At 70.0% G+C, this 23,377-nt stretch carries 24 protein-coding genes and 1 pseudogene; 6 read left to right on the forward strand and 19 right to left on the reverse strand.

Translation table 11 applies throughout. The features are described from left to right. Positions 1–97: 97 nt before the first annotated feature. Complete coding sequence (locus tag LHJ74_RS13765; protein WP_260218287.1) at positions 98–445, reverse strand: ArsR/SmtB family transcription factor; 348 nt, start codon at positions 443–445, stop codon at positions 98–100. A 104-nt stretch (positions 446–549) separates the two neighbouring features. On the opposite strand from LHJ74_RS13765, the gene LHJ74_RS13770 reads away from it, so the two are divergent. After that, positions 550–927, forward strand: coding sequence for a VOC family protein (locus LHJ74_RS13770; RefSeq protein ID WP_260218288.1), 378 nt, complete (start codon positions 550–552; stop codon positions 925–927). A 227-nt stretch (positions 928–1,154) separates the two neighbouring features. On the opposite strand, the gene LHJ74_RS13775 is transcribed toward LHJ74_RS13770, so the two are convergent. Further along, on the reverse strand, positions 1,155–2,792 hold the full coding sequence (locus tag LHJ74_RS13775; protein WP_260218289.1) for an AMP-binding protein: 1,638 nt from the start codon (positions 2,790–2,792) through the stop codon (positions 1,155–1,157). Between the two features lie 457 nt (positions 2,793–3,249). Here LHJ74_RS13775 and LHJ74_RS13780 point away from each other — a divergent pair, with 457 nt between their 5' ends. After that, positions 3,250–3,684, forward strand: a complete 435-nt coding sequence (locus LHJ74_RS13780; protein ID WP_260218290.1) for a VOC family protein — start codon at positions 3,250–3,252, stop codon at positions 3,682–3,684. 63 nt (positions 3,685–3,747) lie between these two features. Here the strand turns inward: LHJ74_RS13780 and LHJ74_RS34550 are convergent. The 3 genes and pseudogenes from LHJ74_RS34550 to LHJ74_RS13795 all read right to left on the reverse strand — a co-directional run. Continuing rightward, positions 3,748–4,056: pseudogene (locus LHJ74_RS34550) on the reverse strand (IS5/IS1182 family transposase); the annotation flags it as partial. A 121-nt stretch (positions 4,057–4,177) separates the two neighbouring features. Continuing rightward, positions 4,178–4,405, reverse strand: coding sequence for a DUF397 domain-containing protein (locus tag LHJ74_RS13790; protein WP_260218291.1), 228 nt, complete (start codon positions 4,403–4,405; stop codon positions 4,178–4,180). Further along, positions 4,392–5,216, reverse strand: coding sequence for a helix-turn-helix domain-containing protein (locus LHJ74_RS13795; protein WP_260218292.1), 825 nt, complete (start codon positions 5,214–5,216; stop codon positions 4,392–4,394). The genes LHJ74_RS13790 and LHJ74_RS13795 overlap by 14 nt, the downstream gene beginning before the upstream one ends. A gap of 209 nt (positions 5,217–5,425) precedes the next feature. Between LHJ74_RS13795 and LHJ74_RS13800 the strand changes: the two genes are divergently transcribed. Both LHJ74_RS13800 and LHJ74_RS13805 read left to right on the forward strand, forming a co-directional pair. Beyond that, on the forward strand, positions 5,426–5,863 hold the full coding sequence (locus tag LHJ74_RS13800) for an ATP-binding protein (protein ID WP_260218293.1): 438 nt from the start codon (positions 5,426–5,428) through the stop codon (positions 5,861–5,863). Then, on the forward strand, positions 5,853–6,068 hold the full coding sequence (locus LHJ74_RS13805; RefSeq protein ID WP_260218294.1) for a hypothetical protein: 216 nt from the start codon (positions 5,853–5,855) through the stop codon (positions 6,066–6,068). The genes LHJ74_RS13800 and LHJ74_RS13805 overlap by 11 nt, the downstream gene beginning before the upstream one ends. A gap of 17 nt (positions 6,069–6,085) precedes the next feature. Here LHJ74_RS13805 and LHJ74_RS13810 read toward each other — a convergent pair whose 3' ends face one another. Continuing rightward, positions 6,086–6,652 carry a carboxymuconolactone decarboxylase family protein gene (locus tag LHJ74_RS13810; RefSeq protein WP_260218295.1) on the reverse strand — a complete coding sequence of 189 codons (567 nt, stop codon included), beginning with the start codon at positions 6,650–6,652 and terminating at the stop codon, positions 6,086–6,088. A 107-nt stretch (positions 6,653–6,759) separates the two neighbouring features. Here LHJ74_RS13810 and LHJ74_RS13815 point away from each other — a divergent pair, with 107 nt between their 5' ends. Next, positions 6,760–7,143, forward strand: a complete 384-nt coding sequence (locus LHJ74_RS13815) for a winged helix-turn-helix transcriptional regulator (protein ID WP_260218296.1) — start codon at positions 6,760–6,762, stop codon at positions 7,141–7,143. Between the two features lie 100 nt (positions 7,144–7,243). Beyond that, positions 7,244–9,127 (forward strand): TerD family protein, encoded by a 1,884-nt coding sequence (locus tag LHJ74_RS13820; RefSeq protein ID WP_260218297.1) that lies wholly within the window; start codon positions 7,244–7,246, stop codon positions 9,125–9,127. A gap of 56 nt (positions 9,128–9,183) precedes the next feature. On the opposite strand, the gene LHJ74_RS13825 is transcribed toward LHJ74_RS13820, so the two are convergent. The 13 genes from LHJ74_RS13825 to LHJ74_RS13885 form a co-directional block, all read right to left on the reverse strand. Then, complete coding sequence (locus tag LHJ74_RS13825; RefSeq protein WP_260218298.1) at positions 9,184–9,561, reverse strand: iron chaperone; 378 nt, start codon at positions 9,559–9,561, stop codon at positions 9,184–9,186. A 111-nt stretch (positions 9,562–9,672) separates the two neighbouring features. Then, on the reverse strand, positions 9,673–10,929 hold the full coding sequence (locus LHJ74_RS13830) for a hypothetical protein (protein WP_260218299.1): 1,257 nt from the start codon (positions 10,927–10,929) through the stop codon (positions 9,673–9,675). 164 nt (positions 10,930–11,093) lie between these two features. Beyond that, complete coding sequence (mnhG, locus tag LHJ74_RS13835) at positions 11,094–11,522, reverse strand: monovalent cation/H(+) antiporter subunit G (RefSeq protein WP_260218300.1); 429 nt, start codon at positions 11,520–11,522, stop codon at positions 11,094–11,096. After that, entirely contained in the window at positions 11,519–11,785 is a 267-nt protein-coding gene (locus LHJ74_RS13840) for an MrpF/PhaF family protein (protein ID WP_260218301.1), read from the reverse strand. Before LHJ74_RS13840 ends, mnhG begins: the two co-directional genes overlap by 4 nt. After that, the gene (locus LHJ74_RS13845) at positions 11,782–12,327 is read right to left on the reverse strand and encodes a Na+/H+ antiporter subunit E (protein WP_260218302.1); all 546 of its coding nucleotides are present in this window, start codon (positions 12,325–12,327) and stop codon (positions 11,782–11,784) included. The genes LHJ74_RS13840 and LHJ74_RS13845 overlap by 4 nt, the downstream gene beginning before the upstream one ends. A gap of 2 nt (positions 12,328–12,329) precedes the next feature. Then, on the reverse strand, positions 12,330–13,910 hold the full coding sequence (locus LHJ74_RS13850) for a Na+/H+ antiporter subunit D (RefSeq protein WP_260218303.1): 1,581 nt from the start codon (positions 13,908–13,910) through the stop codon (positions 12,330–12,332). After that, complete coding sequence (locus LHJ74_RS13855) at positions 13,907–14,440, reverse strand: Na(+)/H(+) antiporter subunit C (RefSeq protein WP_260218304.1); 534 nt, start codon at positions 14,438–14,440, stop codon at positions 13,907–13,909. Before LHJ74_RS13855 ends, LHJ74_RS13850 begins: the two co-directional genes overlap by 4 nt. Next, positions 14,437–17,475, reverse strand: coding sequence for a Na+/H+ antiporter subunit A (locus LHJ74_RS13860; RefSeq protein ID WP_260218305.1), 3,039 nt, complete (start codon positions 17,473–17,475; stop codon positions 14,437–14,439). Before LHJ74_RS13860 ends, LHJ74_RS13855 begins: the two co-directional genes overlap by 4 nt. A gap of 336 nt (positions 17,476–17,811) precedes the next feature. Then, positions 17,812–18,942: a PQQ-dependent sugar dehydrogenase gene (locus LHJ74_RS13865; RefSeq protein ID WP_260218306.1), complete on the reverse strand. Its 1,131-nt coding sequence runs from the start codon at positions 18,940–18,942 to the stop codon at positions 17,812–17,814. A 157-nt stretch (positions 18,943–19,099) separates the two neighbouring features. Continuing rightward, positions 19,100–19,801: an FmdE family protein gene (locus LHJ74_RS13870; RefSeq protein ID WP_260218307.1), complete on the reverse strand. Its 702-nt coding sequence runs from the start codon at positions 19,799–19,801 to the stop codon at positions 19,100–19,102. Then, positions 19,798–20,412 carry an MPN domain-containing protein gene (locus LHJ74_RS13875; RefSeq protein ID WP_260218308.1) on the reverse strand — a complete coding sequence of 205 codons (615 nt, stop codon included), beginning with the start codon at positions 20,410–20,412 and terminating at the stop codon, positions 19,798–19,800. The genes LHJ74_RS13870 and LHJ74_RS13875 overlap by 4 nt, the downstream gene beginning before the upstream one ends. Further along, positions 20,409–21,920 (reverse strand): class-II fumarase/aspartase family protein, encoded by a 1,512-nt coding sequence (locus LHJ74_RS13880; protein ID WP_260218309.1) that lies wholly within the window; start codon positions 21,918–21,920, stop codon positions 20,409–20,411. Before LHJ74_RS13880 ends, LHJ74_RS13875 begins: the two co-directional genes overlap by 4 nt. After that, a complete protein-coding gene (locus LHJ74_RS13885; protein ID WP_260218310.1) occupies positions 21,917–23,218 on the reverse strand; it encodes a Glu/Leu/Phe/Val dehydrogenase dimerization domain-containing protein in 1,302 nt (433 codons plus the stop codon). The genes LHJ74_RS13880 and LHJ74_RS13885 overlap by 4 nt, the downstream gene beginning before the upstream one ends. Positions 23,219–23,377: the final 159 nt, after the last annotated feature.

Consider the following 23,377-nt stretch of genomic DNA (forward strand, 5'->3'; position numbering starts at 1 on the left):
CGCCCCCTGTGCCCAGCCGATCCCACGAGTGAACCCTTCACCGAGAGCATATTCGGGCCAGCCCGCGAGACAGCACCTCCACCGACCCTTGCCGTCATCATCCCCGGAGGGTTCGCGCTGGATCGCTCGCAGAGTCAGAAGGTACGGCGGCGCAAGCCAGGATGGCAGTCAGCACACCAGGGAAACGCGCCTCCAGATCATCGCGGCGCAAGGTCATGTAGCGCGCCTTGCCCTCCGGACGAGTCCACGTCAGCCCTGCCTCTCGCAGGATGCGCCAGTGGCTGGACAGCGTGGAACGGGGGATGTCGAGGTGCTCCGGGCTGCACGACACTTCGCCGCCGGAGGCCATCAAGCGCACGAGTTCCAGGCGGACCGGGTCACTGAGGGCGTGCAGCACCGCGACCAGATCCAGGTCTGTCGCGTCCGGCTGAGTCAGCGATCGCATCTCTCACACTCTCCGTTGGCTCCACCGGGCTTGGCACCGTCGCCCTGCTCATCATACGATCATTTCCTTATTTCGGGTTAAGCGAAATGATCAAGGAGTGTCTGATGACAGTTCTGACCAGCTATGCGCGCATGTACGTCGATGATCTGGACACTGCCCTCCCTACCTTCGAGGCCCTGTCCGGCACCAAACCGGCACTCCGCTTCGCGTACCAGGACCTCGAGTTGGCAACCATCGGTGACTACCTGCTGGTTGCGGGAACCCCGGAGGCGTTGGCTCCATACCGCAACGTGCAGGCAACCGCCATCGTCGACGACCTCGACGAAATCCTCGCGGTAGTTGCGCGCGAGGGTGGCGAGACACTCGACGGCCCCAACACTGTCCCCACAGGGCGGAACTTGACGGTCCTCCACCCTGGCGGCGCGGTCATCGAGTACGTCCAGTGGGACGCCGCCAAGATCGCAGCGCAAGCGGCGCAGTAGAAGTCCGCCACCAGATCTACGAGACCGCCCTGGGCTCGCTTGCGGGCGCCCTCCCGTGCGCGGGTGACACTTGGCGTGATCACCCCTGAAGGGTTCGCAACCAGAAGGCCGACACCGAGGCCGACTCAGTCCGTTACAGCCGTCATAACTCTCGTGGGCTTGCGCGCGGCCATTCGCCCCGCTGGGCATGCAGCGGGGCGAATGGCCGTGTGGCGTGTGGCGCAGGATCAGTAGACCGTGACGCTCGACTCGGATACGCCGAGTTGGGTCTGGACCTGCTTCTTGTCGGGTTTGCCCACGGCGTTCAGGGGCATTTCGGTGAGCATGTGCAGCGCGCTCGGGACGTACATCTTGCCCTTGTGCGTCACCACGAAGTCGCGGATCAAGTTGTTGTCGACGGTGTGGCCCGGCGTTGGGACGATCGCGGCGTGGACTTCCTCGGAATCGTCCGGGCGGCGCACGCCGAACACCATGCAGTGCTCGACAGCCGGATGGGAGAGCAGGAAGCTTTCCAGTTCGGCGGGGAAGACCTGGTGGCTACCCACCAGTTTGATCATTTCTTTGATGCGGCCGGAGATGTACAAGTAGCCTGCGTCGTCCAGGTAGCCCGCGTCTCCCGTGCGAAGCCAGCCGTCTTCCAGGAGTTCTGCGCTGAGTTCCGGCTGCTTCCAGTACCCGCTCATGACCTGGGGAGATCGCGCACGGATTTCCCCCGTCTCCCCCGGCTTCAGCCGGTTGCCTGCCGAGTCGCATACCGCGATCTCCGCGCCGGGCACGGGGCGTCCGGCTGTGATCTGACCTGTCCGCCCGATCAGGGTGTGCTCATGCGGCTGGACCTCGGTCATCAGGCCGGCCTCCGTCTGGCCGTACCAGCCGTAGAGGACGGGGCCGAACACCTCGTTGGCGCGGCGCCACCGGTCCGCCGCGAGCAGGTGCCCGCCGTAGCTGACCCGGCGCAGGCTGCTGACATCCGTGCTGCCCGCGCTGGGGTGGTCGAGCACCTGCCCGAGCATCGGCGACAGCATCCACACGTCGGTGACCCGCTCCCGCGCGATCGCGGCCAGCACCTCCCCCGGCACGAACTGCCGTTGCAGGACCACCCGTCCGCCCGCCAGCAGGGTGGCATCGGTCGTCGTTCCGGCAGAGTGGGCGATGGACGCGCAGGCCAGGAAGCAGGGTGGGGTGTCGGTGTGGGGCAGGTGGGGTGACCGCCTGTTGAGCAGGGTGACGCGGTCGATCACGACGTCCTGGTAGTTGGCGTAGGTCATGCACACGCTCTTGGGGATGCCTGTGGTGCCGCCCGTGAGACGGATACACCAGTCGTCGTCCGGGTGAGCCGCGCTCGCCAGACGGCGGCCGTCATGCCGTGCGGCGCACGATGTCAGGTCCTCACCGAGCGGGCTCGGGCCGAGGAACAGCACAGTGGGATGGTCCGGGTGGGAGAGCAGGGCCTCGGCCATCTCGTGGAGTGCCGGGTCTATGAGCAGAATCCCGGAGTCGATGCTTTTCACGATGTGCGCCACCACGTCGGGGGCGATGTGCGTGTGAACGACTTCGTGCAGGAACGCCACGCGGGCGCCGAGCAGGTTCGCCGCATACCGTGCGCTGAGGGCCTCCGGCCGATTACCGGTCAGGAGACTGACGGTCGTGCCGCGACCGATGCCGCGATCGGCCAGTTCCGCAGCAGTTCGGTGAACGCTGTCATGCAACGCGCCCGCGGATATCTTCTCGCCGTTCGTGTCGGTGAGGACTAGGCGCTCGGGATCGCGCGCGAGGATTTCGAGTACCGACTCGACATAGTTCTGGAACGCTCTCGGCTGAGTTGATAATGAGGTTGATGCTGCCGCGCTGGGATTTTCCCTCATGGGAGGCTCCTGTTGCTGGGGGGCTTGGCAGCAGCCAGAGATCATCGGCCGCCAGTGATCTCCGGCATTTTAGACATCCGGCGCAGGCGAACGGTATGGCGCCGGGACGCTGCTGAGCTGAGCCGCACGCGCGGCCCGGTCAGGGCGGACCCCGGCCGGAGACGCAGGGGTCGCCGCCCCGGCGGGCTCGCGTCCAGGAGTTCCCGTTGAGTGGTGAGAGGTTCCTGCTATGCCCGGATTGGGTCACCGGAGACACCTACTCCCACCAAGAGGGCTGCCCCTTGACTGATCTTCGGCACGCACCACACGCCAGGGTTGCGTCGTTCTCGTGGCTTGTTCGATTTGATCACCTCGTGTTCGGTCTAGACCAGATTTCGGCGGGCTTGACTCGATATCTCGACGGCGCGGGGATCTACCTGAGGAAAGGGCAGCGAGACACCCTTGGTACGGTGCGTCGATGTCAACGATCAAGCAGTTCCAAGTGACCTTCGACTGCGAGGAACCTGCGCGCCTCGCCGCTTTCTGGTGTGAGGTGCTGGGGTACGTCGTACCGACGGTCCCGGAGGGGTTCGCCACGTGGGAGGAGTACCATCGCTCGCTGCCGCCTGAGGAGCAGGTGATCTACTTCGCGTGCGCTGATCCCTCGGGTGTGGGTCCGCGCCTGCTCTTCCAGCGAGTTCCCGAAGGCAAGGTCGTCAAGAACCGGCTGCATCTCGATGTGCGGGCCGGTATCGGGCTCGTGGGTGAGGAGCGCCTTGCCACACTTGAGGCCGAGTGCGCACGACTGGTCGTGCTCGGCGCGGTACATGTGCGAACGATGCGTGCCGACGGCGAGAACGAGTCCTGCATTGTGATGCAGGACCTTGAGGGCAACGAGTTCTGCCTCGACTGAGTCTCCTCCGAGACTGGTAGGCGGGGAACCGTCTCCGGTGGACCTCTCTCGCATGCGGCGGGGTTATCCCGTGAGAGCGAGGTTGCGTAGGCGGGCGACGCCGTGCATTGCGTGGTGCACGCCCTCGCCTCTCAGGCGGCAGTCGCGCAGGATCTTCCAGGTCTTCATACGCGCGAAGGCATGCTCGACTCGGGCGCGGACCTGCTTGTGGGACTTGTTGTGGTCCCGGGTGGGCACCAGGGTGCCGTCCACGATCAGCACCGCGTCCTTGGCGAACCGCTGGCGGGGATGCAGCGCGACCCTCGGGCCGATGTCGTCGATCACTCGGTCCGCGGCCGACTTCGATACCCCGAACAGCGGGGCCAGCTGCCGCGCGTCGTCATCAACCCTGGAGGGTCGCAATCGGATGCGCAGACGCATGGTCGACCCGAGCAGGCCAGATGGGGCGGCCCCCGCCGGTGACGGGGGCCGGTGTTTGCGTAAGGCGGGTGATTCAGGCGGAGAGGTGCCCGGTCTTGACTGCGGTGACGAAGGAGGACCAGCCGTTGGGCGGGAAAAGCAGGGCAGGGCCGTGCGGGACCTTGCTGTCACGGACGGGGACGCCGACATGCTGTCCGTCCACGACTTCGAGGCACTCGCCCTGGCTGCCCCCGCTGTAGCTTGACTTGCGCCAGCCCCGAAGTGCTGTGGCATCAGGGATGAGGTGTTCACTGCTGCTCATGCGCGTAATCCTCCGCCGTGGCCTTGACCAAGGCCAGTGAATCCTGGTGTGACAGTGCATCGCTGAGGGCGAGATCGTAAACCGCCTGGCAGTTGCTCACCATGGCCGGATCGTCAATCAGATGTCCCGTATGCAGACCCTCTACGTAGGCCACCGGCGCGGCTTCGTCAAAGGCCATCAGGTAGACCATGCCTTCCAGCAGGGCGTGCTCCCCCACTCCGAACGGCAGTACGTGCAGGCGTAGGCGTCCGGCCTCTGCCATACCAGCGATCTTACCGAGCTGCTCAGCCATCACGCGCGGGCCGCCGATTCTGCGCCGAAGTGCCGCCTCGTCCAGCAGTGTCCACACTACGGGCTCCGGTGGGGCCTCAAGGAGCTGGCCGCGGCTCAGGCGGATGACCACGCTCCGGTCAAGGTCCTCAGCCGTGTGGTTCGGGCTGTGCGCACGGAACACCGCTCGTGCGTACCCCTCCGTCTGAAGCAATCCGGGGATGAGTGAGGCACCGTACTGCCGGATTTCCGTGGCCTGGCGCTCCAGTTCTGCCACGGGTTCGAAATGATCGGCGTACTTGGAGTCGAGGTCCTTGAGCCAGCGGGCGAAGAAGCCGTCGGTGTCCAGGACCCGGTCGAGGCGTTGGGCGTCGTCCGGGCTGGGGAGGCGGCGGCCCGCCTCGAAATGGCTGATCAGGGTGGGTGAACACACCACCCCTTCACTCACGGCTTCCTGCGTCATTCCCGCCGCTACCCGGCGGAGTCTCAGCTCCTCGCCGTACTTCTGCCGGGGTGTGCGGGGCTTTTGGACCTCTGCCATGAATTCAACTCCCGGAGTTGAAGTGTGCGTTGTCAGGCCGAAACGGCTACCAGGCTAGCAACGCAAACCACACCCTGTGAGTTATTCGTCGCAGCGTGGCCATGCACGCAGAGAACCCCGCAAGGAGCCTCAGCAATGGTGGAGTTTGTCGTTCTTTTCTTCGAATCTGCGGCGTCGTCGCGAGCCCGGCACTCGCGAGAGGCGGGCCGATGACGTACGGCCAGGACCACGGCCCCGTGGTGCGGCGGTGGAGTCGTCATCACAGTTGTGTCGGGCAGGCGCGGCTGGAGTTGCGCAAGGTGTTGGCCGGCTGGGGGCTGGGCGGGTTGGAGGAGCCGGCGGTGCTTGTGCTGTCCGAGTTGCTGACCAACGCCGTGCAGCATGCCCGTGTGCCTCCGGGGCGGGAGGTGGAGACCCGTTACGCAGCAGGGCCGGACGGACTGCGCGTCGAGGTGCACGATGCGTGTCCGGAGTGGCCGCGGTTTCGGGTGCCGGATGACGAGAGCTGCGAGGGGAGAGGGCTCATCCTCGTGGACGCGCTCGCCGATAAGTGGGGAGTGAGCGAACGCAGTGGTCCCGGCAAGGTGGTGTGGGCGCATCTGTCGCTGCCCCCGGATACGGACGGGGAACCCGGCCATGGCCGATGAGAAGGAGCAGCAGCGCTCCGCGTTCCGGGTGCGGCGCGGGGATCGGGTGTGCATCGGCGGGTGCTGGCGGGAGGTCGCGGATACGCACATAGAGCGGTACGCGACCGGCGGTTCGGCCACCGTGCTGGTCCTGCGGACCGGCCGACGGGTGCGTCTTCCGGCCACGGCCCTGGTCGCGGTCATGCCCGTGGACGCCTCGCTGTAGGCGCTCCACGTAGGCGGCTACGGGCGGTACTCGTGGAATCTCGGGGTGCCGGGCTCCGGTGTGAGTCTGGTGGCGCGGGCGGTGAAGCTGATCGCGTGGTACCAGCCGCACAGTGTCAGCAGGTCGAGGAGTTGTGGCGGGCTGAAGTGTGCGGCGAGCCGCTGCCACAGTGTGTCGTCGATGTCGTTGCTGGTGTGCAGGGCGTCGACCGCGTCGAGGAGCAGCCGGTCGCGGTCGGTCGTCCAGCAGGTGTCCGCGCTGGTCCCGTGCGTGAGGGAGCTGATCTGTGCGTGGGTCAGTTCGGCGCGGGGTGCGAAGCGGGCGATGTGCACGCCCCATTCGTACTCGCAGCCGCACAGTGCGCAGGTGCGGTCGATGACGATTTCGCGGTCCCGGAGTCCGAGGCTGAGGCGGCGGCTGAGTTCGTACGCGCCCCATTCGTGCAGTGCCTCGGCGAGCGGCAGGTGGTGTGCGTAGAGCCGGAAGAGGGCGAGGGGTTCCTCGTCGCCGGGCATCATGCGGTGCAGTACCGCCGCGACTTCCGGCGGGTGGGGAGCCGCGGTCGGCGTGATCCGGACGGTCATGGATCCTGTCTCCCTTCGACATTCTGCTTCGATTTTCGAAGCACTGGCAGGGAGGGTAGTGTCTCGGAAACCGAAGCGCTACCCGTGGCGAAGAAAGGGCGAGCCTCATGACGGAAGCCCCGCGTCCCCCGCGCACCCCGCACCCCCGGAAACCGGTGCGCGGTTCCGCCACGGGCCGCCCCCTGATGGCGGCGCTCGACCTGTTCGGGCGACGGTGGACGCTGCGGATCCTGTGGGAACTGCGGGAACAGGCCCTGGGCTTCAGGCCGTTGCAGCAGCGATGCGACGGCATGTCGTCCAGCGTGCTGCGCCAGCGCCTCACGGAGTTGCAGGAGGCTCGGCTCGTGGAACATGACACCGCAGGCGACTACCGCCTGACGCCGCTCGGGAGGGACGCCTCCAAGGAACTCCGGGGCCTGCACCAGTGGTCCGAGCGCTGGGCGGCCGCGCTGGAGCAGGCGCCGTCCGACAACTCGGACGCACAGCCGTAGTTCGCGTTCCCGCCCCTGTTCACGCCATCCCGAATCTCAGAAGGGGACAAATAGTCATCCGGGTTGAAGGAGGGGGGAATATCAGATCATCCTGTCCTGCATGAGTCTTGCCTCCGTCCTCACCGACGCACCCGACATACGCGACTACGCCCTGGACTGGGCACTTGTCGACGTGGAGACCTCCGGCCTGGTGCCGCGCCAGGACCGCGTGCTGTCCCTCGCGGTGGTGACGATCGGCCCGGACGGTGAGCAGACCGGCGAGTTCTCCACGCTGCTCAACCCGGGCTGCGACCCCGGCCCGGTGCACGTACACGGACTGACTGCCGAACGGCTGGCGGGCGCCCCCACCTTCGACCAGATCGCCGGGCAGGTCGCGGCGATGCTCAAGGACCGCGTACTCGTCGCCCACAACGCGCAGTTCGACTACGACTTCCTCGCGCACGAGTTCGCCCGCGCGGGAGCGTCGCTCCCGGTCTCCCGGCGGCTGTGCACCCTCGCGCTGAACCGCCGGGTGGACCCGCCGACCGAGAACCTCCGTCTGGGCACGCTCGCCGCGCACTACGAAGTCCCCCAACTCCACGCCCACGACGCGCTGGACGACACGCGTGTGCTGGCCGGTGTGCTGCGGGCCACCCTCCGGGAGGCGGCCCGGCTCGATCTGGCACTGCCTCTGGTGGCCTGCCCGCCCCGGCAGGACGCGCAGTTCACGCCGAAGCCGCCCAAGACGCCGTGCGCCTTCCGCAACCCCGGGCGGCTCTCGCCGGGTGGCCCGCTGACGCAGGGCATGAAGGTCGCCGTGACCGGGGACACCGACACCTCCCGCACGGATCTGGTCGCCCGGTCGGTCGCAGCAGGGCTGAACGTGATGGACAACGTCAGCCGGCACACCGGCGTCCTGGTCACCAACGACACGGCGTCGGGCTCCACGAAGGCGCGGAGGGCGATCGCGGAGGGTGTGCCCGTCATCGACGAGCCGACCTTCCTGCGGCTGCTGGAGGACGTACGGCCGGGCACTCCGCACGGGCAGCAGGGCCCCACGTCCACCCCTGCCGTCACCACCGCACCCGCCACACCTCCCGCACTTACCGCCCCCGCCCTCCCGGCAGCCCGCGAAGCGGGGACGGGGACAGGAACGGAAGCGGGAACGGAGACGGGCGGCCGTACCTCCCAGGCGACGGACCGGCCCCTCGCGCGACGGCGCGTGCTCGTGCTCGGCGGTACGCACCCGAACGCGGCTGCGGCCCGTGTCCGGATCGTCGAGCTGGGCGGGGCCGCGGCGATCAACCTGTCCGCCAGCGTCACCGATGTCGTGCTGCTCCCCGGCGGTGAGAACGACCGCCGTACCCGCCGGATCGCCTCGCTGGAGATCCCCACCTACGAAGAGGCATGGCTCGACGCGCCGACCGCCGCCCCGCCCGGCCGCCCGGCGGGCGGCCGGAGCCAGGCCCCGCACGTGCTGCCGCGCGGGGGTGTCGTCGATCTGCCGGGCGGTACCGGGCCCGCGAGTTGGAGCGTCAGCGCGACCTGGGCGCAGCAGACGACGTGCGAGATCGACCTCGTCGCGTTCCTCGTCGACGAGGACGACCAGGTCTGCCGGGACGAGCACTTCGTCTTCTACGGAGGGCCGGAGAGTCCGGGCGGCGCGGTGCGGCTGCTCACGGACGGGCCGACCGAGCAGACCGTCACCGCGGACCTGGGCGCTCTGCCGCCCGCCGTACGCAAGATCGTGGTCGCGGCGGCCGTCGACGGCACCCCCACCTTCGGGGACGTCGGGGCGGTCCAGATCACCACGGGCCCCGGCGGCAGCGCGGCACCGCTCGCGCAGGCGGCGCTCGACGCGGCGACCACCGAGCGCACGCTGCTTCTCGCGGAGATCTACCGCCGCGGCGACGTCTGGCGCTTCCGCGCCGTCGGCCAGGGTTTCGACAACGGCCTGGACGCCCTCGCCCGCGCCTACGGTGTGGACATCGCGGACGAAGGCTGAGCAGCGGGGTTGCGTCGCCTCGGAAGCTGTTGTCCTGCCCCGGTGGCCGGCGGGGATCAGGACGAGGGGTCGGGGGCCTCGGGGAAGTGTTGGGCGAGGAGGAGGGCGGCGACGCGGCCGATCAGGTCGTACGGGAGGGGTTCGGCGAGGGGGAACTTGAGGGTGCCCTTGCCGGACTTGTACGGGGAGAGTTCCGCGTCGAGGGCCACGTCCGTCGTGTCGGGTGCGGGGTAGACGCTGATGTGCTTCTGCCAGCCTGAGAAGTAGACGACTGCCTTGCCGTCGCGGGTGAGGGCCGGGATCTGGTAGCTGATCTTCTCGCCCGCGTCGGGCACGGCGTCGTGGATCGTGCGTCGTATGTTCTGCAGGATGGTCCGCACGTCCTCGGGGAACGAGGCGATGTACTCGTCGACGTTCGCAGGCGTGTCCGGCATGGTCTGCCTCCCGAAGGGCTGGGCACGGGCTGGGCACGACGCTCTGTGCCAGCGTAGTCCAGCCCTTCGGGGCGCGCGCGGGAAGCGGTCAGGCGGTCTTGTCGCTCTGCCTCACCGGGGTGAGACCGGGGTGAACGGTGTCGGGGTGCTGCCCGTCCAGCGGTGCATGACGGCGCGGCCCGTCTGCTTGGTGCCGTCGTCGCCGGAGACGGTGCCCGACTCGGCGATGTAGTAGCGGCCGTCGTCGAGGGAGATCAGCCCGTACTGGCCGCCCGACTCCCAGCCGTACGTGCCGGAGGGGCCGTGGTACTGGCCTTGCGGGAGCAACGACAGCATGCGGCCGCGCTCCGACTCCGGCTGGCCCCGGACGATGCCCCGCTTCGGGTGCTGCGAACCGTCGAGGACGAAGAGGGAGTAGTTGGGGAGGGAGGGCTTCTTGCCCTTGTACACCGCCATCAGCCAGTTGCCGCTGTGGCCGTCGTACTCCAGGTTCTGGACGCCGTAGGTGGTGTTGCCGGTGTACGCGAAGTACTTGCCGTCGGTGGAGCGGGGGCCGCTGGTGTGCGGGGACTCCTCGGTCAGCGGGCGCTCGTACTTCTTCCAGTGCCGGGTGTCGTACTGGAGCAGCACCTGGTGGTCGTTGTCCTGGCGGCTGGTGTTCGAGTAGACGCCGTAGGCGACCGTCAGCAGCTGGCGGCCGTGCTTGCCGCCTGAACCGTCGGCGCCATCGCCGCCGTCACCGTCGTCGCCGTGCCCACCGCCGCCGCGCCTGAAGTCCGGGCCGAACGCGACGCCGTCGATGCCGCTGCAGCCGTACCGGTGGTCGGCGGTATTGCCGGTGTTGCCGTCGAAGACGCCGTCGCCGTCCATGTCGGCCGTGTAGTCCTCCACGACCTCCTTGAGGTGGACGGTGGAGACGACGCCGGAGTCCTGGGCGTCCATGTTCATCCGGGTGATGCGGTCACCGTCGAAGAGGGCGATGTAGAACGCCTTGGCCGCCTTGTATTCGAGGGAGCCGTAGACCCGGCCGTCGCGCTGGTTGAAGTCCAGGTCGCCGAGGTGGCCGGTGAATCCGGTGACGGAGCCGATCGGCTTGCCGCGCAGGTCGGTCTTCACCAGGAGGTCGGTGTACGAGAAGTACATGGCGCCTTTGCGGCGGTCGATGGCCATGCCCTGGAGGTGGCCGGACTTCCAGGCCCCGCCGTCCACGGTCGTCGGGAGCCGTACGTCGGGCCGCTGCGCGGCGGGCGCTTCGTCGGCCGCCGCCGTCGTGACGGTCTCGGCGTGGGCCACTCCGCCCGCCGCACCGACAACCGCCGTCGCGAGAACGGCCGTCAGCAGGGCGCGTGCGCGTTTCTGCCTTCGCATGATGCCTCCAGGTCGTCAGACTCCGGATACTGCCCAGCGAGCATGCACGGGGAACCAACGAGGCGTGAACGTGTTCGAACCGGCGGCCATGGCAAGGCGCTACGGCGCGTACGGGAAAGCGCCGCCGCGCCTTCGGACCCGGGCCGGGCGGGGGCGTCATGGCGTCATGAGCCCGCGTGCTCCCCTCCCTCGGCTTCTCCTCCCTCGGCGTCGCCGCCCTCGCTGTCCTGCCCAGCCGCCTCGCCGCGGGCGCGCGCGTCGCGCCGCAGGCGTTCGCCGAGTTCGTCCAGGACGAGGCCGGGCCTCCGCACCGCCTGAGTGCGGTAGGCGGTGCGGCCCACGATCTGGCCGGTGACCGGCACCGTGACCAGTTGGAACAGCGCGACGAGCACCAGCACGACCGCGTAGCGCGGCGAGACCTGCGCGGCGGCTCCGAGCAGGATGAGCAGCAGGCCGAGCGTCTGGGCCTTGGTGGCCGCGTGCAGTCTGGACAGGGTGTCGGCGAAGCGCAGCAGTCCCAGCGCCCCGAGCAGGCAGAAGGCGGCCCCCGCCAGGAGCAGCACGGCGGTGAGGGCGTCCAGGGCCGTGCTCACCGCATCCCCTCCCGCTTCTCGATCAGATGGGCGGCGGTGACCGAGCCGATGAAGGCAAGCAGCGCCAGCACCAGCAGGACGGGCAGGAAGGAGGTCAGCTTCCGGGAGGCGACGCCGATCGCCGCACCGGCGAGGATGAGCGTCACCAGGACGTCCACAGCGATGATCCGGTCGAGCGCGAGCGGGCCGCGCACCAGGCGCAGCAGGGTGAGCACACCGGCGGCCGAGACCATCGCCGTGCTCAGCGCGAAGACCACGTTCACGGGGACACCTCTCCTCGGTCGCCGGGCATCTGGCCGGCCACGCCGAGCGCCCACACGACATGCCGCTCGGCCCGCTGCACGCGTACGCGCCCCTCGTCGGCCTCTTCCGGGCTGTGCACGGGCAGCACGTGGACGTAAAGCAGTCTGCCGCCGCGGTCGATCTCCAGGACGAGGGAGCCCGGGGAGGCCGTCGTGAGGTTCGCGAGGGCGGCGATCGTCAGGTCGGAGTCGACCCCCAGGGGCACTTCGACGATCGCCGTCGGTGTGCGCGGCCCGTGACGGACGGCCTGCCAGGCGACGGTGACCGCCGAGTGGACGAGGTGGGTGAAGAGGTGCGCCAGCAGCCACGCAAGCCGCCAGGGCCTCGGGGTCAGTCGGGGCCGGATGGGCGGCAGCGGAAAGGCCAGCACGATTCCCGTCGCCACCAGCAGGCCGCTGAGCAGGACGCCGGGCATGACCGATCCCCACAGCACGGCCCACAGCAGCCACAGCCAGCACACCATCGGCAGATGGTGGCCGTATCGGTTTGCCAGTTCCCTCACGCTCAACGGCCCTCCTCCTCGAGTACGGCGGTGCGGTAGGTGTCCCGTCGCAGCAGGTCGTCCGCGGCCCGCTCACTGAGCCGGGCCAGCGGTCCGGCGCATACCGCGAGGGTGATGCCGGTCAGCGCCATGGCGCAGGTGGCGCCGAGCATCAGACGGCCGGGGAGGCGTGCGGGGACCTCCTGATGGGCTTCGTCATCCGGCGGCGCGGGTGGCGACGCCGGCGATGCGGGTGGCGCGGGATGTGCGGAGGATGCCGGGGACGGCCCTGGCACGGTCTCCAGGAATGCCTTGCGCCCGAGGCGGGCCATCGCGGCCAGGGTGAGGAAACTGGTGAGCACCGCCGCGCCGAGGAGCGCGAAAGCCGTCCCGCTGCCTTCGGCCACGGCCGCCTGGAAGAGCGCGAGCTTCGCGATGAAGCCGGAGAACGGCGGAATCCCGGCCAGGCTCATCGCGGGGACCAGGAACAGCAGGGTGATCAGTGCGGTGGGCGGTGCGCGCCCCTTCATGCGGTGCAGGGCGGCGGTCCCCGTGCGGTGTACGACGAGTGCGGCGGCCAGGAAGAGCGTCGCCTGTACGACGATGTGGTGGACGACGTACAGGATGGCCCCGGTCAGTCCGGCGACGTCGAAGAGCGCGAGCCCCAGCAGCATGAAGCCGATATGGCTGACCAGCGTGAAGGACAGCAGCCGGTTGACGTCGTCCTGGGCGATCGCGCCCAGCACTCCGATCAGCAGCGTGGCGATCGCGAGAACGGCGAGCAGGATCCAGGTGTCGTCGCGGGGGAACAGCAGCGTCTGGGTGCGCAGCATCCCGTACACGCCGACCTTGGTCAGGAGTGCGGCGAACACGGCGGTGATCGGCGAGGGCGCGGTCGGATAGCTGTCCGGGAGCCAGAAGTGCAGGGGCACCATCGCGGACTTGATGCCGAAGACGACGAGCAGCAGCAGGCTCAGTGCGGACCGCAGCCCCTCGGGCAGCTCCGCGACCCGCCCGGCGAGCTGGGCCAGGTTGACCGTGCCGGTGGCGCCGTAGCAGAGGGCGACGGCGGTGATGAACAGCAGGGAGGAGGTCAGGCTCGTCATCGTGTACGTCATTCCGGCGCGTGCCCGTGCCCGGCCCGAGTCCAGGGTGATCAGCACATAGGAGGCGCCGAGCATCACTTCGAAGGCGACGAAGAGGTTGAACAGGTCGCCCGAGAGGAACGCCAGACCGACTCCGCCCGTGAGGAGCAGATAGGCGGGGTGGAAGGTCGCGGCCGTCTCGTTGCCCGGCTCGGTGACGCCCTGGCCGATGGCGAAGACCAGCACGGACAGCGCCACCAGGATGGAGACGGTCAGCAGCAGCGCCGACAGCCGGTCCGCGACGAGGCTGACGCCCGTGGGGGCGTCCCAGCCGCCGACCGGGAGCACCTGCGGGCCGCGCTGGTCTGCGCGGACCAGCAGCGTGATCGCGGTCGCCAGCACGGTGGCGAGGACGCCGACGCTCAGCAGGCGCTGCGTGGTGTGGTGGTGGCGCAGGGCCAGGGAGGCACCGGCGGCGAGTACGGGGAGCAGCACGGGCAGGGCGAGCACGGTTGTCATGCGAGGTCCTCCGGTGTCTCTTCCTCGGCTGCCGTGCCTTCGCGGCGGTCGCGGGTCTGTTCCGCCGCGCCCGTGCGTTCCCCCGCGCCCGTGCGTTCCCCCGCGTCCGTGCGTTCCCCCGCGTCCGTGCGTTCCCCCGCGTCCGTGCGTTCCCCCGCGTCCACGCGCTCCCGAGCCGTCCCGATCCGCCGGTCCTCCAGGTCGTCGCGGACCTCGTCGTGCCCGGTCAGCCGCCAGGAACGGTAGGCCAGGGCCAGCAGAAAGGTCGTCAGCCCGAAGGTGATGACGATGGAGGTGAGCGCCAGGGCCTGCGGCAGCGGGTCGGCGTACCCGTCCACCTGCCGCATCGGCCCTTCGACGATCGGCGGATCGCCTGACCTTCCGGCGGACAGCAGCAGCAGGTTGGTGCCGTGGCCCAGCACGACGAAGCCGAGCACGACGCGCATCAGCGAGCGCTGCATCAGCAGGAAGAAGCCCACGGCGAACAGGCCGCCCACCACGGTGGCCAGGGTGGCGTCGAGGGTGTTCATGAGCGGCCCTCCACCGTGCCGCCGTCCGACGACTCCAGCCCGTCCGACGACTCCGGTTCATTCAATGTCTCGGGTTCGTCCGATGTCTGGGGTGACAACCCAACTCCCAGCGCCGACAGCAGCTTGAGGGTGACGCCGACGACGAGCAGGTACACGCCCACGTCGAAGAACATGCTGGTGGCGAACTTCAGCGTGCCCACGACCGGCAGCCAGGTCTCCACCACCGTGCTGGAGAGCGCCTCCGCGCCGAAGGCCACCGGCAGCAGTCCCACCACTGCGGCCAGCGCCAGCCCGCCGCCCGCGAGCGTCCCGGGATCGGTCGGTGCGGCGATGCCCAGGTCCGCCCGTCCGCCCACCAGGTAGCGCAGCACGTAGGCCTGGCCCGCGACCAGACCGGCCGAGAACCCGCCACCGGGATGCTCGTGCCCGGAGACCAGCAGATACAGCGACAGCACCAGGAGGGAGGGGAAGAGCAGCCTGGTGAGCACCTCCAGCAGGACGGAACGCTCGCCTCCGGGCCGTTCCGCCGCGCCCGGCAGCCACCTCTCGTGGGGTTCGTCCCAGGAGGCGGCGGGCGAGCGCCGGAGGCTCGGAGCCGTTCCCCGGCCGTTGCCGGCGGGGTCCGCCGCCGCCGCTTCCCGCTCAGGACGGGCTGCCGCCTCGCCCTCGCTCTCCTGCCAGATCCCGATCAGACTGAAGACTCCGAGGGCCGCCACCAGCAGCACGGCGATCTCTCCCAGGGTGTCCATCGCGCGGAAGTCCACGATGATCGCGTTGACCGCGTTGTGCGCGCCCGTCTCCTCGGTCCGGCGCAGTTGCTCCCCCGACACCGCCGGGGCATCCCGCGCCGTGGTGGCCACCAGGGCGAACAGGGCGACGAAGACGCCCATCCCGGCGGACACGACGATCTGGAGGACGCGCGTCCGCACGGCGGTCCGCTCGGGCGTGAAGCGGGTCGGCATCCTCCGCAGCACGAGCACGATGGCCACCAGCGTCAACGACTCCACCAGGAACTGGGTGAGCGCCAGGTCGGGTGCTCCGCGTACCAGGAAGAGTCCGGCCACGCCGTATCCGACCGCGCCCGTCAGCATCACACCGGTCAGCCGGTGCCGGGTCGCCGTCACGGCGACGGCCGTCGTCAGCACGACAGCGGCGAGCGGCAGTTGCACACTGGACGTCCACATCTCGGGCCGTCCGAACGAGACGTCCCCCGTGCCCAGCAGCGCGGAGCCGGGCAGCGCCAGCACGGTGATCAGCAGCACCGCCAGGTAGGCGGGCAGCGAACCGACCTGGGTGTGCCGGACGGTCCGCAGGGTCAGCGTCCGCATGGCGCGGAGGGCGGCCTCGTAACCGTGCTGCGCGTCGGGCAGCCGGGGCAGACGGCGCCACACTGGCGACTTCGGCAACGCGGCGGGATGCGATGCGGGGTGTCGCGGGCCCGGGAAGACCCACCGGACAGACCCCAGGTGCAGGGCGATGCCCAGGAGCAGTGCGAGGAGCGAGAGGCCGAGCACGGGGGTCAGGCCGTGCCACAGCGCCAGTTCGTAGGGCTTCCCTCCGCTCGCCCCGGCTCCCCCGCCGCCGGTCGCATACGTGTCGGCGTAGGCGGCCACCGGTACGGAGAGGGCGTGGTACCAGAGGCCGAGCACCAGTCCGGTGACCGACAGGGCGGCTGCCGGGGCGAGGAAGCCGGGTCCGGGAGGGGCCGGATCGCCCGTCTCCACTCCGGGTTTCACGGCGAAGGCCCCCCACAGGAACCGGCCGGTATAGGCGACGGTGAGCACCGAGCCGAGGAAGAGCGCGGCGAACAGCCAGTCGTGCCCGTACAGCTCCCGGCCGTCCAGCTTCCCGCTGTGCAGGAACGCCTCGTAGGCGGCCTCCTTGGCGAGGAAGCCCAGCAGCAGCGGCACTCCGGCCATGGAGGCGGCGGCTGCCGCGCCCACCGCGAACAGGACCGGCATACGGCGGCCCAGCCCGGACAGCAGGCGTACGTCGCGGGTGCCGGTCCGTTTGTCGAGGATGCCGGTCACGAGGAAGAGCGGGGCCTTGAAGGCGGCGTGCGCCACCAGCATCGCCGCACCGGCCAGCGCGGCCGTACGGGTGCCCGTGCCCAGCAGCGCCATCAGCATGCCCAGTTCGCTGATGGTGCCGTAGGCGAGCAGCCTCTTGAGGTCGGTCTCCCGCAGGGCGCGCCACGCGGCGAGCACCATGCTGGTCAGTCCGACGGCCAGCACCATCGGCCGCCAGGGGCCGGTCTCGGCGAAGCCGGGCGCCAGCCGGGCGACGAGATACACGCCCGCCTTGACCATGGCCGCGGCGTGCAGATAGGCGCTGACCGGGGTGGGCGCCTCCATGGCCGCGGGCAGCCAGCCGTGGAACGGCATCTGGGCGGACTTGGCGAACGCCCCGATCAGCACCAGCACCAGGGCCACGGTGACCATGTCGCCCCGGGGCGGATCGGCGACGAGCCGGGAGATGCGGTAGCTGCCCGCGGCCTGTCCGAGCAGGACGAAGCCCGCCAGCATGGTCAGCCCGCCCGCGGCGGTCACCAGCAGCCCCTGCTCGGCGGCGCGGCGCCGAGCGGCCCGGTCTCCCCGGCCCGCGATGAGCAGGAACGACACGACGGTCGTCAGTTCCCAGAAGAGGTAGAGGGCGAACAGGTTGTCCGCGACCACCAGGCCCAGCATGGCGCCAGAGAAGGCGAGCAGCAGCGCGGACTCACGGCCCGCCTCCCGGCGCTCGAAGTAGGAGGCGCTGTAGGCGAGGACCAGCACGCCCACTCCGCTGACCACCCACACGGCCAGCAGCGAGAGCGGGTCCAGCCGCACGTCGAAGGTCAGCTCCAGGGAGGGCGCCCAGGACAGGCTCTCCTCGACGGGGGTGCCCCCGAGGATCCCGGGTGCCTGGACGGCGGACCACGCGAGGACGGCCAGCGGGGCCAGCGCCGCCACGGCCCACGCGCCACGGCCGATCCGCCGTCCCCACCACGGGAGCGTCGCCGCCACCCCTGCGTGGACGGCGACCAGGACCAACACGGGGCAGACAACTCCTCGGCGGCTCGGTTCGAACAGGCCCGGTGCTGGGCGCCAAGTCGGGCGGACGGGCGACGGGTGCCCGTCTCGGACCAGGTCAATCCCCTGTGGTCCATGGATGCTTACGACGCATCATGGCGACCCTGAGCCCCGGCCCTCCGTCCGCCACGCGGCGCGCTGCTCCGAACGGGTGGCGCGGTTCCGCCGCGGACCGGGCGCGCGCGAACGCCGCCGCCCCCGCCGGGCGTACCGGCGGGGGCGGGGTGAGCGGCTGAACCGGGGAGCGGTGGGAGCGGTGGGAGCGATGGGAGAGCGGGAAGCGCGCGAACGTGGGGCGCGTTACGCCGGTTCGAGGCGGTAGACGGTCCCGTCGAGGTCGAGTACGTACAACTCGCGGTCGCAGCCCTCGACGAACGACGCCACCGAGCCGCCGTTGACGCCGAGATCGGTGCTGCCGAGCACCTTGCCGTCCTTCATCTCCAGCGCCCGGATCTCGCCGTCGCAGAAGTCGCTGTACAGGTAGTCACCCCGCAGGCCGGGGATGGCCCTGCCCCGGTAGACGTAACCGCCGGTGACCGCGCACCGCTCACCGGCGCGGTCGTACTCGAAGACCGGCGGCACGTGGTTCTCCGGCTCTTCACCGGAGAAGGACAGCGTGCCCTCCATCCGGGCCCAGCCGTAGTTCTCGCCTCCGGGGCTGTCGGCCGGTGCCCAGTCGATCTCCTCGCGGGTGTTCTGACCGACGTCTCCGATCAGCAGATCGCCCTTCGCCGCGTCGAAGGAGAACCGCCAGGGGTTGCGCAGTCCGTACGCCCAGATCTCGTCGCGGACCTCCGGGTCGTCGACGAAGGGGTTGTCCTCGGGGATCGCGTAGGGATCGCCGCGGCTCGGGTCGATCCGCAGCATATTGCCCAGCAGCGTTTCGCGGTTCTGGCCGTTGTCCTGGGGGTCACCGCCGCTGCCGCCGTCGCCGAGGCCGATGTAGAGCATGCCGTCTGGGCCGAAGGCGATATGGCCGCCGTTGTGGTTCGGATAGGGCTGTTCCTGGGTGATGACCGTGCGGCGGGTGTCCGGCTGGATCTGGCCCCTCCTTACGGCGAACTCGTCGACCGTGCTGGTGCCCTCCAGGTCGGTGAACGAGATGTAGAAGTGGTCGAACCCGGGATCGAAGGCGATGCCGAGCAGCCCTCGCTCGCCCTCGTTTCTCGTCTCGTCGGAGATGTCGAGGACGGGCTTGCTGAGACCCCGGTCGTTCAGGACGCGTACCCGCCCGGACTTCTCCGCGATCCAGACCTTGCCTCGCGGTCCGGCCGTCCCGGCGGTCGGCGCCTCGGCGGAGGCCACTTTCCTCAGCTGCGTATCCGCCGGTAAGGGTGCGTCCCGCTGCTGGGCGGACGATGCCGTGGACAGCGCCAAGGACGCGGCCAGGCCGAGCGCACCGATGATCACCGAGCTTTTCCGAACTTTCACCGTGAGTCCTCCTCATGAGGCAGCGGTCAAGAGTTCACCCGGTTGCTCCTCGGAGCCGTGCCGGTGTGCAACCGGGGGTGGGGGTGTTGCCACTGGCCCGGTTGACGATACTGACGCGGTCCGGAGTGCGCTACGGACGCCCGGCCGAAAAGGACCGCTATCCGGCCCCGTTCCCCGGCCCGTGGGTGTGACCCGCACCGTGGCGGTGGGCCTGGCTGTGCGGGTGGTGGCCGTGGTCACCGTGGCCCGCGGGGAGCGTGCCGCCGTGGGCGCTCAGATGGCAGGCCGGGCAGAGCATCCGCCCACGGTGGTCGTGCAGGGTTTCCACACTGGTCGGCTCGCCGCACTCCACGCAGAGGTCGACCGGAGCGACGCGCTTGGGGACCGGAGCCCCCTCCGCCTCTGCCACCTCCTCGACCGTCAGGAAGTCGGCCTCGGGCAGTTCCAGCAGCTGGGCGACCCTTCCTGACTGGAGTCCGGCAAACCGTGCGGCCTCCTCGGGTGTGGCGCTCCCCTCCTCGATCCGGTCCGCGAGCCGCCACAGTTCGTCGGTGCGGAAGACGACGGTGCCCGCCCGGGCGCGCACCCGCACCCCGCGTCCGCCGGCGCGATCCCAGAAGGTGAAGACGTAGCGCCCGTGGTCCTGGTGGATCAGGGTGCGCTTCCCGTAGGTGCAGCCGGTGAGTACCTGAAGGGCGTCGACGGCGCAGGTGTCCGTCTCCGTCTCCGCCACCAGACCTCCCTCGGGGGTGCCGAGGCGCCCGACGGCGGCCTCCGCGACCCGTACGCCGAAGGCGGCTCCAGGACACTCGTGCCCGTGGAAGGCGACGACGTCTCGGTAGGACTGCTCACGGTTCATGAGGTGCTCCTCTGCTGGAGGGAATCACTGGAGCCCGGGGGCCGCCAGGGGGTCACGGGGAGGACCCGGACGGAGGCTTCGCGGGAGTTGTCGCCCTCGAAGAAGGCGCGCAGCCGTGGCCGGCGCAGGTCCACGGCCGAGAGGATGAAGGTCCACTGGCGGGAGTCGCGGGCAAGGACCCGGTCCAGTTCGGTGCACGTGTCGCGCAGCGCGTCGTGTTCCCAGGCGACCCGGTGGGTGTGGTAGTTGCCGAAGAGCAGCCAGTCGGTGTCGTCGCAGGCGCGCTCGATGTCGAGCAGTTCGCGCGGATCGGCTACCCACCCTCGCAGACCGTCCGGGGTCTGCGAGGGGATGGCGTGGGCGCCGACCACCTTGTCCATCTGCCGGCGGACGGCCCCCTCGTGGCGCAGGTTGGATATCAGTGGGAAGACCGCGCGGACTTCGACGACGGCCCCGCTCGGCCGGCCCGCGAGCATGCCGAAGGCCTTGTGCTCCCGTGTCTCGCCCTCCAGGTAGTGATCGGTGAACTTGCGTACGGCGTGAGCGATCACATGGGAGTAGAGCGGACGGGGGAGGACGATCTCCCGGACGCGGGAGAGGTCCTCCCTCATCTCTCCTCCCCGGCGGCGGGGTGGGCCGCGAGCCAGGCGCGGGCGCGCCCGACGGCGCGCAGGGTGAGCGCGCGGGACTGGCCCAGGTATCCGGCGGGGTCGAAGATCTCGTCCACCTCGCGCTCGCCCAGTGGAGCCCCCGCGAGTCCGTCCCGTACGGCCATGTCGCGCAGGGAGCCGCCGTGCTGACGGGCTGCCTGGGCGATCTCGTAGACGTACTCGTGGGCGCTCTGCTTGCCGATGTGTGCGCCGATCGCCAGCATCAGCTTCTCGGTGGCGATCGACTCGGCGACCTCGCGGACGTTCTCCCGCAGGCGCTCGGTGCGTACTTCCAGCCCGTCGACCAGATGGTGGATGATCTCGCACGCGGACAGGGTGTAGTGCGAGACGTCCGGGACGCAGGCCCATTCGATCCGCAGCGACCGGGAGTCCCGCTCGTGGTCGCCGGACATGCACGTCATGGCGTTGACCACCTGGGCGGTGGCCAGTCTGGCCATGACGACGGCCTGTTCGCAGGCTTCCGGATTGCGCTTGTGCGGCATGGTGCTGCTGCCGACCTGCCCGTGCCGCCAGCCGATTTCGAACTCGCCGAATTCGGGACGGGAGAGCGTCCGCACCTCGTCGCCGATGCGTCCCATGGTCCCGGCGACCATCGCCAGACCGGAGACGTACTCGGCCACCCGGTCGCGGGAGGTGTGCCATGCGGCGGCCGGGGAGCTGAGGCCGAGCCGTGCGGCGAAGGCGTCCAGCAGGTCGAGGCCCTTGTCGCCGAAGCCGGCCATGGTTCCGACGCCGCCGAAGAGCTGCGCCGCGAGAACGCGTGAGCGCATGGCTTCGATCCGCTCGAGATGGCGCAGCAGTTCGTCCACCCAGCTGGCGATCTTCACGCCGAAGCCCATCGGGAGGGCGGGCTGGGCGTGTGTACGGCCGAGCGCCACGGTGTCGGCGTGCTCCTCGGCGAGCGTGGCCAGCCGCACCGTGACCAGCCGGAGCAGGCGGTCGGCTTCGTCGAGGACATCGCGCATCTCCAGGGCCATGGCGGTGTCCTGGATGTCCTGGGTGGTCGCGCCGTAGTGGACGAACTCCCCGGCGTTGCCGGCACACACCTTCTGGAACACCCGCAGGAAGCCCACCAGGGAGTGGCTGGTGCGGCGGATCTCGGCGCGTACCGCCTCCAGATCGAGCCGCTCGACCCGGGCGGCCTCGGCGATGGCCTCCGCGGCGGAGACCGGGATGATGCCGAGGTCGGCCTCGCTCAGTGCGAGGGCCGCCTCGACGTCCAGCCAGCGTTGGTACCGGCACCGGTCGCAGAAGACGCGATGGCTGACGGTGGTGCTGTAGCGGTGGCCGTAGAAGGCGGAGTCGCTGATGTGGGTGCGGGTGTGCTCGCACTCGGCGGAGGGGAGCGGCAGCGGGGGCAGCACCGAGGGGCCGGGCCAGGCCGGGCCCTCAGCCGCAGCGGGCTGGGGCGGCGTGGACTGGGGCGGCGTGGCGGCGGGTGGTGTCATCGGTTCCCCCTCTGGGTCCGGGCTTCGGCGGAGCGGACGGCGGCCGAGGGGGCGACAGCCGTGCGGGCGGCTATGTGGGGGGTGACGGTGTAACGGGTCAGCGTGTGGCGGGCGTCGGCGCGTTGGCCGTGCGGCGCGCGCGTGGTGGCGCGGTACGGGCTGCCCCCGTACGGGCGCTCGCCGGGTGACACGCCCGTCGACTGGGCGATGGCCAGAGCGACCTCGCGCGGCAGCAGGCGCTGGTCGCGGGCTCCCGCCAGGATGTCGCCGACCAGTTCGCGCATCATCGCGGCGACGGTGTCGAGCACTTCGCGCGGCTCCGGCGTTCGCGTGGGCCCGAAGAGCGCCTCCATGGAGGCGGACCCGCCGATCCCGCCGATGAAATCCGGCACCACCAGCGAGCCACGCTCCGCCAGCAGCCGTTCGGCCTCGTCGCGCAGGCCGCAGTTGGCGCCCACGGCGACGATCGGGACCGGCAGCAGCGTGGCCTGCCGCTCGGTGAGCGCGTCGTCCCCGCCCGCCAGGATCAGCATGTCGGCCGGAAGGTCGAAGAGGGACTGGGACGGTAATCGCAGCACGCTGCCGAGCAGGCCGGGAACGGGACGCCGCTGGTCCGTCGCCAGCATCCGCGCGATGTCCAGCCCGCGCGGGTCCACCACACATCCGTGCTCGTCGGCCACCGCGGTGACCCGGACGCCCTGCTCCAGCAGGGCCAGGGCAGCGGCCCGGCCCAGAGTGCCGAAGCCCTGCAGCACGCAGCTCAGGCGTGCGGGCCGGCGGCCCGCGTGCGCGGCGGCGGCCAGCGCGGCGTGGGCGAGCGCGTGACCCGCTCGCCGCTGCCCGACCGTCAGCCCGCCGACGGACGCGTCAAGCAGCCGCATCCGGGCGTAGAACTCCGGCTCGGGCAGCCGCTGCGCGACGCGGACCGCGTATTTCACGGAGCCGATTCCCGATCCGGCGGCGAGACTGTCGAGTTCCTCGAAGCGGGTGCCCATGTCGGCGCCCATGCTGAAGCGGCGGCGCAGCTCGTCACCAAGGAACTCCAGGAAGCGGCGCAGCACCGCGGAACGCCGCGGGCCTTCGGGGTCGTAGGCGACGCCGCACTTGGCGCCGTCGGCGTTGAGGCCCAGCACGCGCTGCTTGAGCGTCATGCGGGCGGAGAGTGTGCGCAGGGTGTCGGCGGTGAGACCGGCCTTCATCCGGCAGCCGCCGACCGCCAGACGGCATGCGGTGCCGTCGTACACGAGAAAGCCGGGACAGTGTTCTACGGGATCGCGGTATTCGATGAGGTGGACCATGGTGTGCCCCCGTGGCATCGGTTGGCTGTTGGTGCTTTCGCACGTTCCACAGAACCAACATAAGCAGTACAGCTGATCATCAGCTCGACTGCTATGGAGCTGAGCATGCCCCGCTCCGCGCGGAATCGTCAAGGCAGGGCGATTCAGCAATTCCTCATG

The organism is Streptomyces gossypii (genome assembly GCF_025165795.1).
In the GTDB taxonomy this organism is placed as follows: Bacteria; Actinomycetota; Actinomycetes; order Streptomycetales; family Streptomycetaceae; genus Streptomyces; species Streptomyces gossypii.

Bases quoted from the DNA above. Each gene is read 5' to 3' on its own strand.
- LHJ74_RS13765 (WP_260218287.1), bottom strand. From the start codon at position 445: ATGCGATCGCTGACTCAGCCGGACGCGACAGACCTGGATCTGGTCGCG.
- LHJ74_RS13770 (WP_260218288.1), top strand. From the start codon at position 550: ATGACAGTTCTGACCAGCTATGCGCGCATGTACGTCGATGATCTGGAC.
- LHJ74_RS13775 (WP_260218289.1), bottom strand. From the start codon at position 2,792: ATGAGGGAAAATCCCAGCGCGGCAGCATCAACCTCATTATCAACTCAG.
- LHJ74_RS13780 (WP_260218290.1), top strand. From the start codon at position 3,250: ATGTCAACGATCAAGCAGTTCCAAGTGACCTTCGACTGCGAGGAACCT.
- LHJ74_RS13790 (WP_260218291.1), bottom strand. From the start codon at position 4,405: ATGAGCAGCAGTGAACACCTCATCCCTGATGCCACAGCACTTCGGGGC.
- LHJ74_RS13795 (WP_260218292.1), bottom strand. From the start codon at position 5,216: ATGGCAGAGGTCCAAAAGCCCCGCACACCCCGGCAGAAGTACGGCGAG.
- LHJ74_RS13800 (WP_260218293.1), top strand. From the start codon at position 5,426: ATGACGTACGGCCAGGACCACGGCCCCGTGGTGCGGCGGTGGAGTCGT.
- LHJ74_RS13805 (WP_260218294.1), top strand. From the start codon at position 5,853: ATGGCCGATGAGAAGGAGCAGCAGCGCTCCGCGTTCCGGGTGCGGCGC.
- LHJ74_RS13810 (WP_260218295.1), bottom strand. From the start codon at position 6,652: ATGACCGTCCGGATCACGCCGACCGCGGCTCCCCACCCGCCGGAAGTC.
- LHJ74_RS13815 (WP_260218296.1), top strand. From the start codon at position 6,760: ATGACGGAAGCCCCGCGTCCCCCGCGCACCCCGCACCCCCGGAAACCG.
- LHJ74_RS13820 (WP_260218297.1), top strand. From the start codon at position 7,244: ATGAGTCTTGCCTCCGTCCTCACCGACGCACCCGACATACGCGACTAC.
- LHJ74_RS13825 (WP_260218298.1), bottom strand. From the start codon at position 9,561: ATGCCGGACACGCCTGCGAACGTCGACGAGTACATCGCCTCGTTCCCC.
- LHJ74_RS13830 (WP_260218299.1), bottom strand. From the start codon at position 10,929: ATGCGAAGGCAGAAACGCGCACGCGCCCTGCTGACGGCCGTTCTCGCG.
- LHJ74_RS13850 (WP_260218303.1), bottom strand. From the start codon at position 13,910: ATGACAACCGTGCTCGCCCTGCCCGTGCTGCTCCCCGTACTCGCCGCC.
- LHJ74_RS13855 (WP_260218304.1), bottom strand. From the start codon at position 14,440: ATGAACACCCTCGACGCCACCCTGGCCACCGTGGTGGGCGGCCTGTTC.
- LHJ74_RS13870 (WP_260218307.1), bottom strand. From the start codon at position 19,801: ATGAACCGTGAGCAGTCCTACCGAGACGTCGTCGCCTTCCACGGGCAC.
- LHJ74_RS13875 (WP_260218308.1), bottom strand. From the start codon at position 20,412: ATGAGGGAGGACCTCTCCCGCGTCCGGGAGATCGTCCTCCCCCGTCCG.
- LHJ74_RS13880 (WP_260218309.1), bottom strand. From the start codon at position 21,920: ATGACACCACCCGCCGCCACGCCGCCCCAGTCCACGCCGCCCCAGCCC.
- LHJ74_RS13885 (WP_260218310.1), bottom strand. From the start codon at position 23,218: ATGGTCCACCTCATCGAATACCGCGATCCCGTAGAACACTGTCCCGGC.